Annotated in this window: 12 protein-coding genes; 5 read left to right on the top strand and 7 right to left on the bottom strand. The window is 64.7% G+C overall.

Annotated features, from left to right (window positions below; all coding sequences use genetic code 11):
• Positions 1 to 135 precede the first annotated feature (135 nt).
• The 5 genes from H5T60_04435 to H5T60_04415 all read left to right on the top strand — a co-directional run bounded on the left by H5T60_04435 (position 136) and on the right by H5T60_04415 (position 6,294).
• Positions 136 to 1,221 carry an ornithine carbamoyltransferase gene (locus H5T60_04435; GenBank protein ID MBC7241675.1) on the top strand — a complete coding sequence of 362 codons (1,086 nt, stop codon included), beginning with the start codon at positions 136 to 138 and terminating at the stop codon, positions 1,219 to 1,221.
• A gap of 130 nt (positions 1,222 to 1,351) precedes the next feature.
• The gene (locus H5T60_04430) at positions 1,352 to 2,524 is read left to right on the top strand and encodes a pyridoxal phosphate-dependent aminotransferase (GenBank protein ID MBC7241674.1); all 1,173 of its coding nucleotides are present in this window, start codon (positions 1,352 to 1,354) and stop codon (positions 2,522 to 2,524) included.
• Positions 2,525 to 2,563: 39 nt separating this feature from the next.
• Entirely contained in the window at positions 2,564 to 3,946 is a 1,383-nt protein-coding gene (locus H5T60_04425) for an MmgE/PrpD family protein (GenBank protein ID MBC7241673.1), read from the top strand.
• 29 nt (positions 3,947 to 3,975) lie between these two features.
• Entirely contained in the window at positions 3,976 to 4,815 is an 840-nt protein-coding gene (gene panB, locus H5T60_04420; protein MBC7241672.1) for a 3-methyl-2-oxobutanoate hydroxymethyltransferase, read from the top strand.
• A gap of 174 nt (positions 4,816 to 4,989) precedes the next feature.
• Complete coding sequence (locus H5T60_04415) at positions 4,990 to 6,294, top strand: pyrimidine-nucleoside phosphorylase (GenBank protein ID MBC7241671.1); 1,305 nt, start codon at positions 4,990 to 4,992, stop codon at positions 6,292 to 6,294.
• 41 nt (positions 6,295 to 6,335) lie between these two features.
• Here the strand turns inward: H5T60_04415 and H5T60_04410 are convergent, their stop codons facing one another.
• The 7 genes from H5T60_04410 to H5T60_04380 all read right to left on the bottom strand — a co-directional run.
• Positions 6,336 to 7,535 carry a glycosyltransferase family 4 protein gene (locus H5T60_04410; GenBank protein ID MBC7241670.1) on the bottom strand — a complete coding sequence of 400 codons (1,200 nt, stop codon included), beginning with the start codon at positions 7,533 to 7,535 and terminating at the stop codon, positions 6,336 to 6,338.
• Positions 7,536 to 7,546: 11 nt separating this feature from the next.
• Positions 7,547 to 8,617, bottom strand: a complete 1,071-nt coding sequence (locus tag H5T60_04405; protein ID MBC7241669.1) for an ABC transporter substrate-binding protein — start codon at positions 8,615 to 8,617, stop codon at positions 7,547 to 7,549.
• Positions 8,577 to 9,740: an endolytic transglycosylase MltG gene (mltG, locus tag H5T60_04400; protein ID MBC7241668.1), complete on the bottom strand. Its 1,164-nt coding sequence runs from the start codon at positions 9,738 to 9,740 to the stop codon at positions 8,577 to 8,579. Before mltG ends, H5T60_04405 begins: the two co-directional genes overlap by 41 nt.
• Before the next feature lie 24 nt (positions 9,741 to 9,764).
• Positions 9,765 to 10,211: a Holliday junction resolvase RuvX gene (gene ruvX, locus H5T60_04395; GenBank protein ID MBC7241667.1), complete on the bottom strand. Its 447-nt coding sequence runs from the start codon at positions 10,209 to 10,211 to the stop codon at positions 9,765 to 9,767.
• Entirely contained in the window at positions 10,208 to 11,803 is a 1,596-nt protein-coding gene (locus H5T60_04390) for a hypothetical protein (protein ID MBC7241666.1), read from the bottom strand. Before H5T60_04390 ends, ruvX begins: the two co-directional genes overlap by 4 nt.
• Positions 11,804 to 11,813: 10 nt before the next feature.
• Complete coding sequence (locus tag H5T60_04385) at positions 11,814 to 13,166, bottom strand: hypothetical protein (protein MBC7241665.1); 1,353 nt, start codon at positions 13,164 to 13,166, stop codon at positions 11,814 to 11,816.
• Between the two features lie 6 nt (positions 13,167 to 13,172).
• Positions 13,173 to 13,780: alanine--tRNA ligase (locus H5T60_04380; protein ID MBC7241664.1), on the bottom strand; the 608-nt coding region annotated here is incomplete at its 5' end.

The raw sequence follows: 13,780 nt of genomic DNA, 5'->3' as shown, positions 1-13,780 counted from the left end.
CAGAACAGTGATGGGTGTGAAGACCCGCCCGGCGGTGATAAGCAAGCGCTTCATATCCCTATCCCTCCCATCCATCACTATGCGGTCCTCTATGGTTACATTATACAACGACATAGCATAGAAGGAGACCCCAATATGGGCATCGTGGAACAACTGCGCGGCAGGGATTTGCTCTGCACACAGGATTGGAGCATGGAGGAAATCGAAACGGTGCTGGCGCTGGCCGGCCGCATGAAGCGGGACCGCTTCGCGCCGGCGTTCACCTCCCTGCTCAAACACCGCACCTTTTTCATGCTGTTCTACAGCCCATCCCTGCGCACCCGCCAGAGCTTCGAATGTGCCGCCACCGAGCTGGGCGGCCATGCCCAGTACCTGGAGCCGCGCATGATGCGGCTCAAATCGGGCGGAAGCGCCGGCGAAACCATCGAGGATGCCGCCCAGGTCATGAGCCGCTATGCCTGCGGGTTGGGCATCCGCATCCTGGAGGACCAGATCAGCACATACGGCGAGGGAGCCGCTCTCATCCGCGAGTACGCCCGCTGGGCAAGCGTACCCGTGATCTCTATGGCGGACGACCGGTTCCACCCCTGCCAGGGGCTGGCCGATATCATGGGCTTGCGCGAGCATCTCGGCGATCTGCGCGGCCGGAAACTGCTCATCACCTGGGCCAGCGGGGCGCTGGCGCGCTCCTGGTGCTCGGTGCAGGAAACGCTCCTGCTGGCCTCCCGCATGGGGATGCACATCACCCTGGCCTACCCCGAGGGCTACGACCTGGACCCGGAGGTCATCGCCTGGGCGGAGGACAACTGTCTCGCTTCCGCCGGCTCCCTCGACATCATCCACGACCCCTATGCCGGCTATACCGGGGCGCACATCGTCTATTCCCGCAACTGGATGAGCCCGCAGGCATACGAGGCCGGCCAGTTCCAGAAACAACGGGAGATAGAGCGTTCACTGGCCCTCTCAGAATGGATTTGCGATGCCCCTCGCATGGCCCGCACCGACAACGCCCTGTTCATCCATCCCATGCCGGTGGACCGCGGCCATGAGGTCACGGATGAGGTCGCCAGCGGACCGCGCGCTATCATCTATGATATCGCGGAAAACCGCCTCCATGTCCAGAAAGCCGTTATGGCGCTCACCATGGCGGAACTGCCGGCCCGCGCATACCCATCATCCAGACAACGTGCGCTGGGCAATTTGCCAAGCCGTCCGTTTTGATATATGATTTAGACAATCTGATACATCAAACGTACAGGGCAGTATACCAACCTGTCCTGGCACCTTTTTCAATGTTCCTGTATACTGTACCGGTCGAGAGAAGCATGACGCCACCACAGGAGACAGCGCGATGAACCTCGAGGACTTCGCCGAACGTGTCCGCCCTCTCAAAGCCGAAGGAGCCTATGCGGTGCTGGCCCGCGCCAAAGCGCTGGAAGCACAGGGACGCAGTATCATTCATCTCGAAATCGGCCAGCCGGACTTCCCTACCCCGGAGCACATCGCCGAAGCCGGCATCCAGGCCATTCGGGCCGGCAGGACCCGCTACACCCCGCCGGCCGGCACTGCAGACCTGCGCGCCACCATCGCCGAGGTCGCCGGCAAATGGCGCGGCATGACCTTCTCCCCGGAGGAGGTCATTGTGGGACCAGGCGCCAAGCCGGCGATCTACTTCGCCGCCCTCGCCCTGGTCGAACCCGGCGAGGAGGTCATCATCCCTGACCCCGGCTTCCCCTCCTACTCCGCCATCGTGCGCCTGGCCGGCGGCGTGCCAGTGCCCGTCCGCCTCGACCCCGATGAGCTGTACAACTTCGACATGCAGGACTTCCGCCAAAAGATCAGCCACCGCACCAAACTGGTCATCATGAACTCCCCCTCTAACCCGACCGGCGGCGTCACGCCCCTGCATGTGCTGGAGCAGATCGCCGCGGAGGTACAGCGGGTGGGCGCCTGGGTCATCTCCGATGAGATTTACTGCCAGCTCGTGTATGAAGGGGATGCGCCGTCCATCGCCGCCCTACCGGGCATGCGGGAGCGCACCATCATCGTGGACGGTTTCTCCAAGACCTACTCCATGACCGGGTGGCGCCTGGGCTTTGGCATTATGCCGCCGGCCCTGGCCGAGCGCGTCGGACTGCTGGCCACGCACACCATCGGGTGCACCGCCGATTTCACCCAGGCCGCCGGCGTGGCCGCCCTGCGAGGGGATTTCTCCACCGTCGAGGTGATGCGCGAGTCCTTCCGCCAGCGGCGTGACCTCACTGTGGCGGCGCTCAATACCCTGCCGGGCGTGCGCTGTGCCATGCCCAAAGGCGCGTTTTATGTCTTCCCCGATGTGCGGAGTTACGGCCGCTCGTCGCGCGAGCTTGCCGATTATCTGCTCGAGGAAGCCGGCGTCGCCCTGCTGGCCGGCTCCGATTTCGGCCCCGGCGGCGAGGGTTTCCTGCGTATCTCGTACGCCACCGCCTGGGAGCAGATCCGCGAGGGCATCGAACGCATGCGTCAGGCATTGGCCCGATTGTAAGTACAGCGTTGAATCAGGTAATTGGGAAAGGGGGCAAAAATGTGCGCGCAAAAGTTGAATGGTAATGAGCTGGCCGTTCGATTCATCACGTCCCTTTCATGGGACCAGATTCCCGAAGCCGCCCAGCGCAAGGCCCGCATGGCACTGCTGGATGTGTTGGGCGCCACCATGGCCGGCACCCTGACCGCCGTCGCCGACATTACCGCCGGCTTTGCGGCAGATGTGTGGCCGGGTACCGAAGCGACCATCCTGTGGCGCGGCCGGCGCGCCTCCGCCATCGGCGCCGCCTTCGCCAACGGCTACGCCGCCAACGCGATCGACATCGATGACTGCGGCTGGTACACCAAGGGGCACCCCGGGGTGCAGGTCTTTCCCACCTCCCTGGCCCTGTGCGAGGCGCGCAACCTCAGCGGCGCGGACCTGCTCACTGGCATGGTCATTGGCTACGAGATCGCGCATCGCGCCGCCCGCATCTGGCACGCCACCCACGAAATATACCAGGCCTGCGGTTCCTGGGGTTCGGTGGCCTGTGCCGCCATCGCCGGCCACCTGCTTCGCCTGACCCCCGCCCAGGTCCACCATGCCCTGGGCATCGCTGAATACCATGCCCCCAACCTGCCCATGATGCGCGACATTGACCATCCCACCATGGTGAAGCACGGCATCGGCTGGGGCACCATGACCGGCATCACCGCCGCCCTGCTGGCCCGCCGAGGCTTTACCGGCATCCCAAGCCTCTTCGGCTTCGAGGAATACTACGATTGGGTGGCCGACCTGGGCGAGAATTACATCATGACAGAGGGCATCGGCTTCAAAATCTACGCCTCCTGTGCCTGGAGCCATCCGCCCATCAACGTCACCAAGCGCCTCATGGAAGAACATCACATCACCGTGGACGACATCGCCCGCATCAAGATCGTCGGCCCACATGAGACCGTTCGCCTGGGCAACAAGCTTCCTACCACTACGGAAGAGGCGCAGTTCAACACCGCCTGGCCGCTGGCCGTCTATCTCCTGGACGGCGAGCTGGGGCCGCGCCAGATCCTGGAATACCGTCTCCAGGACCCGAAGGTGCGCGAATTGGCCTCGCGCATTGAGCTGGAGGAATCGCCCGAACTCAGCGAACTGCACAACCTTGGCATGGCCGGCGACCCCAAGGGCGGCTTCTTCGCCATCGCCGAAATCACCCTCAAAGACGGCCGCGTCCTGCGCTCCGCGCCGGCAGACGCCGGCGTCAAGTACGCCGGCTGGACCGAGGAAGAGGTCGAACGCAAATTCCGCTGGCTCCTTAAGGATATCGTCGAACCCGAGCGCATTGACCGCCTGGTCGACCTCGTCTGGCACTTCGAGTCGGCACCCGATGTTCACGAGCTGGTCCGCCTGGCCACGATACATCAGGTGCCGGCCTGGATGCATGCGTAACTCACCTAATCGTGCAAGGAGGAATTCCCATGCCCAAGAAAAAATCGATCCTCGACTTCTACGAAATGAAGAAGCGCGGCGAGAAAGTGGTCTGGATCACCGCCTATGACGCGCCCACCGCCGCCTGCGCCGAGGCCGCCGGCGTGGACATGCTGTTGGTCGGCGACTCGCTCGGTATGTGCGTCTACGGCTACCCGAGCACCATCCCGGTGACCATGGAAATGTGCATCCGCCATACCGAGGCGGTGCGCCGTGCGGCGCCCAACACCTTTGTCATCGGGGACATGCCGTTCATGTCCTATCAGACCACCACGGCGGACGCGGTCTATAACGCCGGCCGCTTCCTCAAGGAAGCCGGTGCAGACGCCATCAAGCTCGAGGGCGGCGTGCGCGTGGCGGATAAGATCAAGGCCATCGTCGAGGCCGGCATCGTTGTCTTCGGCCACATCGGCCTGACGCCGCAGTCCTCCGGCCAGCTCGGCGGGTTCAAGGCCCAGGGGCGCACCCTGGAGACCGCCAAGCTCATGCTGCAGGACGCCTTGGCCGTCCAGGAAGCCGGCGCGCATGCCCTGCTGGTCGAGGCCGTAGCCCCTGAGGTGACCAAGCTCATCCATGAGCGCCTCCGTATCCCAGTGTACGGCATCGGCGCCGGCCCCCACTGCGACGGCCAGCTTCTGATCGTCTCCGACCTGCTGGGCATCTTTGAGGCCTTCACTCCCAAGTTCGTCAAGAAGTACGCCAACCTGGCCGAGGAGATGAAAAAGGCCTTTGCCCAGTACGCCGAAGAGGTGCGCAACGGCACCTTCCCCGGCCCGGAGCACGTCTACCCCATGCTCCCCGGCGAGGCGGAAAAGCTCAGCGAGCTGTAATACCCCACCAGCATAACCATAGAGGGGCGGTATCACTGCCGCCCCTTTTTATTTCGGCCCATCGAATTGCCACCCAAGGCGGAACGGGTATAATGGATGATATCGCCTGGCCGGCGCATATTTCGTCATTATTGACTGCCTGAACCGCATATCCTGCCAAAGGAGGCAACTTCCATGCGCGCGGTAGATATCATCGCCAAGAAACGAGATGGGCTGGAACTCTCCTCAGAGGAAATCCACTGGTTTATCCAGAGTTATGTCAAAGAAGAGATCCCCGACTATCAGACCGCCGCGCTCCTGATGGCCATCTATCTGCGCGGCATGAACACCCAGGAGACCATCGCCCTGACCATGGCCATGGCACGCTCGGGCGAGATGCTCTCCTTCAAAGATATCCTCCCCTTCACCGTGGACAAGCATTCCACCGGCGGCGTCGGCGACAAGACGACGCTGGCGCTGGCGCCGGCCATCTCCGCCCTCGGCCTGCCGGTCGCCAAAATGTCCGGCCGCGCCCTCGGCCATACCGGCGGTACCCTGGATAAACTGGAATCCATCCCCGGCTTCCGCTCCGACCTGACGCCGGAGGAGTTCCGCCGGCAGGCGCGCGAGATTGGCCTCGTCGTCGCCAGCCAGACCGCGCAGCTCGCGCCGGCCGACGGAAAGCTCTATGCCCTGCGCGATGCTACCGCAACGGTCGGCAGTCTCCCGCTCATTGCCAGTTCCATCATGAGCAAGAAGCTCGCCGGCGGCGCCGACGCCATCCTGCTGGACGTCAAGGTCGGCCACGGCTCCTTCATGAAAACCCTCGCGGAAGCGGTCACCCTGGCCGAGCTGATGGTGGACATCGGCAGGAGCCAGGGCCGGCGCATGGCCGCAGTGCTGACGGATATGCACCAGCCGCTGGGCAGGGCGGTGGGAAATGCGCTCGAACTGCGCGAGGCGCTGGAGACCCTCCACGGCGCCGGCCCGGAGGATTTCCGCACCCTGGTCATCACCCTGGCCGGCCACATGCTGACGCTGGCCGGCATCACCTCCGCCGTCGAAGAAGGCCAGGAGAGGGCCGCACAAGTGTTGGCCAACGGCGCGGCCCTGCGGAAGTTCCGCCAATTCATCATGGCCCAGGGCGGAGATCCGGCCTATGTAGACGAGCCAGACCGCCTGCCCAAAGCGCGGTATATCGAGACCGTCCCTGCGCCGCGCGATGGCTATATCGCGGAGCTGAATGCCATGGAAGTGGGGCTGACCTCTGCCCTGCTGGGCGCCGGCCGCGCCAAAAAGGGCGACCCGGTGGACCATGCCGTGGGCATCATCCTGCACGCCAAAATCGGCGACCGGGTGACAGCCGGCGCTCCCCTATTCACCATCCACGCCTCCCACCCAGAACATATCGCCATGGCGCGAGAGCGCATGCTGGCGGCTTATGCATGGTCGGACAAGCCGGTCACGCCGCCGCCGCTGATCTATCGTTCCATCATGTAACGCAGGGCGGGGCGTCCCCCGAACGCCCCGCCCTTGTCCCATCACCAATCGGTGACCCGCCGGCGTTCCTCCACCACGCGTTGGTACACGCCGATGGTCAAGCCGGCGATGCGCGGCCAGTTGTACTCTTCCAACACCTTGCGGTAGGCGTTCTCCACCCGCAGGCGCGTCCATTCCGGGTGCTGAAGGGTGTGGAGAATGCCCCAGGCCACCGAGTTCGGATCACCGGGATAAACGGTAATGCCCGTCTCGGCGTGCTGGACCACCTCTTTCAATCCCCCCACTTCCGAGACCACCACCGGGCATTTGGCCGCCATGGCCTCCAGGGCGACGATGCCGAAAGGTTCGTACAGGCTGGGGAAGACCGCACAGTCCGCCACCTTGAACAGGCGGTTGCGGTCCTCATCCGAGATGCGGCCGGTGAAGAGCACCTTGGGCCCAACCCCCAGCTCCCAAGCGAGTCTCTGCACAGTTTCCAGGTGAGGGCCGGTGCCGGCGATGACGAACTTGGCCTGTGGAAAATCCTTCAGTACCAGCGGCACGGCGCGCACCAGCGTCTCCACCCCCTTCTCAAACACGATCCGCCCCACGTAAAAGACGATCTTCTCCTCCGGCAGGGCGTACATGGCGCGGAAGGCGGACAGGTCAACCCCCTCCCACTGCTGGAATGGGGTTGGATCCACGCCGTTGGGAATCACGTCAATCTTATCCGCCGGCGTCCCGAAGTAACCGCGCACCTCCTCCGCCATGTACTGGCTACAGCAAATGACGCGCCAGGCCTCATAGGTCAGCCACCATTCCACATCATTGATGGCCCTCGACTGCTCGCCGTGCAGTTCCCCGCGCCCCCGGCCCCGCTCGGTGGCGTGAATGGTTGCCACCAGCGGCGTATGATAGACGCGCTTCAGGGCGCAGGCAGAGAAGGCCACTAGCCAATCGTGGGCATGGATGATGTCAAAGCCTCCCAGCTCCGACCACAGCCGGCTGGCGCGCTCCTCCAACAGGAGGTTGGTCTGCCAGGCATAGGTATAAAAGTTGGCCTCCGATTGGGGCGCCGGCTCCACCCGATGCACCACCGCCGGCCCGATGTGCTCCTGCGGTTCCCCGCCGGCCAGACGCGGCGTCACCAGATGTACCTCCAGCCCCAGGCCGGCCTGCGCCGGCAACAGTTCTGCCACGTGCTTGCCCAGCCCCCCAATCACGTGGGGCGGATATTCCCAGGAAAGCATCAGCACACGCATAGTAATCCCCCTTATGGAAGCTCGCTCAGCGGCACCCAGTCCACCCCTGCGCCGGCGCACCAATCTATACCCAACGCTCCCTCTCCCTCTGCCAGGGCTTCCAGCGCCCAACGAATCTTGTCGCGCGTGAGCGCCGGCCCGGCTGTGTCCATCGCCTGGAAAAGCAGTCGCGCCGCGCGGTACGCCTGCACTGCCGGCGCCAGCAGTACCTGCCCCGTCTCGCGCAGATACTGTTGGGCAAACTGCCGGTATCCTTCCCCCTGACAGACATACTGCCACACATATACCGCCGGCCGACGCTCTGGCGGCAGTAATCTGCCCAATAAAGGCGCATACGGCCCGTACAGCACCAGCACCTGCGCGTACCGCTCGTCTGTCAGCACGGTATCGTCCTGGAAATCCTCCTGGCCGAGCACAGCGATCAGCGAACCGCCGGCCGGCGGAGAAGCCCTCCCCGCGCCCTCCACGACCTGCAGTCCCTGTCCGGCAAAGGTCTCCCGCACCTTCTCGCGCAGTTCCTCATCCTCGATGCGCACCTCGAAGGCGGCATCGGACGCACTGCCAAACCGCATCTGTGCCGCCTGGGCAAAGGCAGAGAGGGAAGGAGCGAGGACGAGGGCGCCGGACGGCGTCCCTTGGGCACAAGGGGTTGTACGTATCGCTGGTATGCCGGCGTTGTCGGCCGTGGACAGGGCGGATGAGGATGTTGCCGGCGACCATGGCCCAATGACGCCCATCACCGCCGGATCCAACGCCAGCTTCTCCATCTGCAGGGCGGACATGCACGGCTCCAGTTCATCATTGAGGGCCACCAGCTCGATAGGGCGGCCGGCAATGCCGCCGGCGGCATTTTTCTCCCGGATAGCCATCTGCACCGCCGCCAAGACCGCATACCCCAGCTCCCGGCCGGCCCCCTCAAAGGGCGCCACCAGCCCGATTTTCACCGCATCCGTCGAGGTCACCGGCCGGCACCCGCCCACCATCGCACTGCTGAGCATCAGCAGGATGAGCAGTAGAGCAGGAACGCATACTGGCCGGCGCTTACCGCTGGTACAGCTCCTGGTTGCGCAGATGTTCCTCATAGGTGCTGGCAAAGGCGTGCGTGCCATCCCCTTTCGAATAGAAGAACAGGTAATCGGTCGGCGCGGGGTTCAGCACTGCATCAATGGACGCCAGACCAGGGTTGCAGATGGGGCCAGGCGGCAGGCCGGGATGCAGATAGGTGTTGTAAATGGATTCGGTGCCGGTCAGCGCCTCCATCGGCAGTGGGGTCAGCCACCACTGACCGGTCTGCGGCTGATACCCCAGCGCGTACTGCACGGTGGGGTCAGCCTGCAAATACATGCCTTTCGCCAGGCGGTTGAGATAGACGCTGGCGATGATGGGGCGCTCCTCCTCCACCACGGTCTCGCGCTCCACGATGGAGGCAAGGGTGACCACCTGGTGGATGGTCATGCCGGCGGCTTGGGCCTGCGCCCTGCGGGCCGGGTCGAAGCGCTCGTCGAAATTCGCCACCATCCGCTCCACAATCTGCTCCGCCGTGGAGTTGAGCGCCAGGCGGTACGTGTCGGGGAAGAGATAGCCCTCCAGGGAGGCGCCGGCAGGGCGGTCTGCCAGCGAAGCATAGGGCAACCGCATCGTGCGCACCGCATTCATGAAGGCGGCGGCGGTCGTCAACCCTTCTTTCTCCAGCATCTCGGCGATCTGCTCGGCGCGCCAACCCTCAATCACCCGTACCACCACCTCGTTGACGCGCGCATGCTGGAGCGCTTTGGCAATCTGTTCCATAGTCATGTTCTTGGCAAGCTGGTAATCGCCGGCCTCCAGCCCCACATCGAGGCCGTAGAAGCGCATATAGCGTCGGAACAGCTCCGCGTCCGTGATCAGCCCTTCTTGGGCCAGCCGCCCCGCTACCTCTGCGGCGCTTTCCCCAGGCAGTACAGTAAACTCTATCGGTGTGGGATCATCGCCCGCCGGCTTTTGGAGGTCCGCCGCCCGCAGTTTTAGATAGAGACCCAGGACAAGCTCCTCCGGCGATGCGAGGTTAATCTGCCGCTCCGTCTCCTGGCCGGCTTCCGCCACCGGCGCCGGCGGCGGACGCAACTGCCCCATGATAAATTCGGCACCGATCAGCGCGACAATCACCAACGCCGCAATCGTGACGAGGAAAAAGAGCACCCGTGCGATCGAACGGATGATGTCCAATGTCCTGCTCCCATCAATGCTGGATTACTCTTCTGACGATGTAGCCGAGTGGGTCTGCCGGCGCTGTACATCCAAGTAAGACTGCAGGATCACTGCCGCGGCGACGTCATCATGATGGCGCCGCCGGCGGGAAGGCTTCCCCCGCTCCGCCAGCAGGTCTCGCGCCTCTACGCTGCTCAGGCTCTCATCCCACAGGATGACGGGGCGCTCCCCGATAAGCTCCTGGAGGAGGGATGCAAACCGACGCGTCCTGCGTGCCTGAAACCCCTCGGAGCCGTCCGCGTTGAGGGGCAGTCCGACCACCACAGCCTCTGCGTCCCACTCCTGCACCAGACGGGCGATGTGCTCCGCCGCCTGCTGATCCGAACGGCGCTCAACGATGCCGGCAGTGCGGGCAATCAGCCCCGTCGGGTCGCTGACCGCAAGGCCCATCCGGCGCTCGCCGAAATCCACCCCGAGGACGCGGCTCATTCCAGCTCCGTCACCACCACGAACGCGATGCGGAAGGGCAAATAGGGCATATGCCCGAACCATGCCGGCCGCACCTCAATCTCCGGCGGCCGGCGCAGTAGCAGACGATCTGCCACCAGCGCCTGGGCCTCCGCCACCGGCATCCCCTGCACCAGCTCCCGCAGGCCGCGCGTTTCCACGCGTGCTACAGCGATACCGGAGGCGGTCATGATAAAGCTCACCCGGCGCTCCTCGTCTATCTGCACCACCGGTCCCCGCTCGAAGGACAGCCCCTGGGCGGCGAGATAATACCGCGAGGGCACCACGCGCTGTAAGGCATCCAGCGCCACGGCATTGGCGTCCTGGCCGGCGATGACCACACCGTTGGCCGCCGCTTTCAGCTCCAGGGTCAGGGCGTCGGCCGGCTCATCCACAAATTTATCATACACTTCGCTGATCACAAATACCTGCACGGTCTCCGGCGGGATGAACTCCTGCGCATCCAACTGCTCCTGCATGCGCGCCAGCGCCTCCTGGCGCAGTCGCTGGAGGAGCAGGTCCTTCAGCCTTTGCTTATCGGCCTGGGTGACCACTCCCACCTGCTTGACATCGCCGCCGGAAGTCGCCCGCTCATTCACCACCGCCACCCGCAGGGCCAGCGCGCCCTCGACCGTGGTGATGAGGTACGGCGCGACATTGCCGCTGGGCCCGGGCAGTTCGGCGATGATGTCGGCCTCCATGCGGCTTCCGCGCCCGGGCGGCACCGTCACGTCATCCATCGTGGTGAAACGCACGTTGGTGCCGGTAGAGGTCCTCACCACTGTGCCGGCGGGTATCTTCACCTCCTCGTCCGTCTTATTGACGAAGACCACCCGGCCGGTCGCCCGGTTATGGGGCGCGTCCCGCTTCTCGGTCGTGGGGATGGTGGCAGTGCCCTCCACCCGCACCTCCACTACCCGCGCGGGGATGATGCGGCGGGTGAAATCCACCTCGTAGGCGTTCAAGTCCGCCGTAATCGTGACGCTGGTCTCCACACGCTGCGTCGCCGGCACCACGGTCACTGTCGCCTCGGGCACCAGAAGCAGAAGCATATACCCCAGACCCGCCGCCAGAGCGATAAGGAACAGCGCGGCCGCGATCTGGGTGGGGAGACTGCGCTTCGGCCGTACCGAATAGACGCGGTACTGCTCCGCCGGCGACTTTTTGCGCCGGCCGCGGGCCGTCTCGACCGTTTCCACCACCTGCGGCTTCAGGGCATCGCGCACGACAGCCCGGCGCGGGGTGCCGTGGCGGCGCTGGAGCCGGCGCAGTGCGGCCATGCCGGCGCGCGGACTGCCGTAGATGCGCAGGCCGACCTCGCGTCCCAGCCGGCGGGTCAGGCCATCTTTGGCCACTACGATCACATCGAGCTGGAGCGCATCCGCCCGCCGCTTCAGCAGGCGCAGGTCCACCTCGCTGGCAAGCAAAGGCTCACTGCCCGGCACTACAATAAGGGCATGCAGGCCTTCCACCCGCTCCAGCCGCTGGAGCAGTGTTCCGATATCATCAGAGCGATCCAGGTAGATAATCTCATCCGGGCCATCAAAGGCCCCCTTCCCTGTCCCGCCCGGCACCCTTTCGCTCCTACTCATCGCTCAATGTCCAAATATCAAGATGTTCGGCGCGACACACTACCATGGTGGCCTTCTGCAGCAGAGCGGCCAGCCGGCTTTCCTCCGCCTGCCGGGCAAAGGCCACTGCCATGGCGTACCCACTGCACGCCAGCGCATCCATCTCGCCGGCCAGGCGCAGGTTCCGCAAAGCACTGGGCTCGGCCAGCCGTACCTGCGGGTAGCCCTCAAAGGAAAGGCGTGCATCGCTCAGCGCGGCGCGCACCGCTTCCACCGCGCCGGACAGCCGCGCGCCGCCGCCCCACAGCCAGAAATGGCCGGGCAGGGAACCGTTGGCCGGCAGGTCCAACAGGCCTTCTATCAGCCGGTCTTTCCAGTGCTCCCAGGGCGAACGCAGAACTTCCCGAATGCCTTCGCGATGATCCGGGGAAAGCCGGCCCTCCCCGTACCAGCACTTCAGCCGCTCCGCGCGCTCCCCGTCCAAATGATAAGCGCGCTGAATGGCCTGGGTAAAGTCCTGGCCCCCGCAAGGAATAGAGCTCCACCCCTGCACCATCCCTTGGCGCCAGGCCACCAGCACAGTACGCCGGCCGCCAATATCAATCCCCACGCCGTCGAGCGAGAGCGCCGGCCCCAAGGCATTCACCACGGCCTGCGCCGGCACCATGAAACCGCTCACCGCGAGCTGAAGCGCATCTGCCAGCCGGCTCAGCGCCCGAAGCAGTGTGCTCGAGACAGCGACATTCAGCAGAGATAGGGTGATCATCTCACCGCGCAGTCCCCGGGGATCATCCGCAGGATGCCCATCTACCGCCACCTGTACCTGCGTGCCCGAGGCCAGAATGACGGCATCGGAGAAGGGCAGGCCGCCGCGCCGCAGTTCCTCCAGCGCTGTGCGCTGGCCAATATAGAGGATTCGCTCCAGCTCGGCATCATCCAGCGGCTGAGAGGGATCCCGCCGGCGGTACGTCACCTCGGACGAGCGGGCTACCACGGTAGAAGCCGGCACCCCGATAACCACCTCGTCGGGGACCAGCCGGCGGCCGCTCAGCACAGCGCTGTTGTCCTCCGCCTGGGTCAGGGCGCGATCGCACAGCTCCGCCATACTGCCTGGCGCCTGCTCCAGCACGCCGTAGGACATCACGCACTGCCCCAGCACCTCCACCACCGGGCCACTGCGCCGGCAGACCAGCGCTTTCAGATGGGTGGTCCCCAGGTCTAATACGCTGAACGCCTCAGGATAGCCGGCAGAGCGCCGGCGCGGCGCTGTCCCCGCCCGGGATCGCGCCCGGCGAACCTCCAGAGCGGGGACAAGCTGTTCCAGGCGAAATGTCTGCCAGGGAAAACGCCGCCTGCGGCTCTTCATGCGAGGCTATCTTTCACTCAGGGCATGCTCCACCCAGGAGTAGACCGATTCCAGCGCCTCCGGCAGGCGGGAGGGGTCGCTTCCGCCGGCCTGCGCCAAGGTTGGACGACCGCCGCCGCCCCCGCGCACATGCCGCGCCACCGACTTCACCAGCTCGCCGGCGTGAAAGCCCCGCTCCACCAGGTCCGGCGTGATCGCCGCCACCAGGTTCGGCCGGTTGTTGATCACCGCGCCCAGCACCACCACCGCCGATCCCAACCGATCCCTCAGCCAGTCGGTCATCTCCCGCAGGGTTTCCATCTGAGAGGCCGATTTCACCTCCGCTGAGACCACGCGGATGCCGTGAATCTCACGCACCTGCCGCACCAGCGCGTCCACTTCTTCTTTGGCCAGCTCGCGGCGCAGGTTCTCGATCTCCTTGACGAGCCGATGATTCTCTTCCATCAGCTCGAGCACCTTGCGGTCAATCTCCTCGGGAAGGCATCCGAGGTATGCCGCCGCATCGTCGAGGATGGACATCCGCTTCCAGGCAAGCTGATATGCAGCGCGCCCGGTTACAGCCTCGATGCGGCGCTTGCCGGCCCCAATGCTTTCCTCCGAGACGATATGGAAAA

It is taken from the genome of Anaerolineae bacterium (genome assembly GCA_014360855.1).
Lineage (GTDB): Bacteria > Chloroflexota > Anaerolineae > JACIWP01 > JACIWP01 > JACIWP01.
This window is presented reverse-complemented; position numbering and strand designations above follow the sequence as displayed.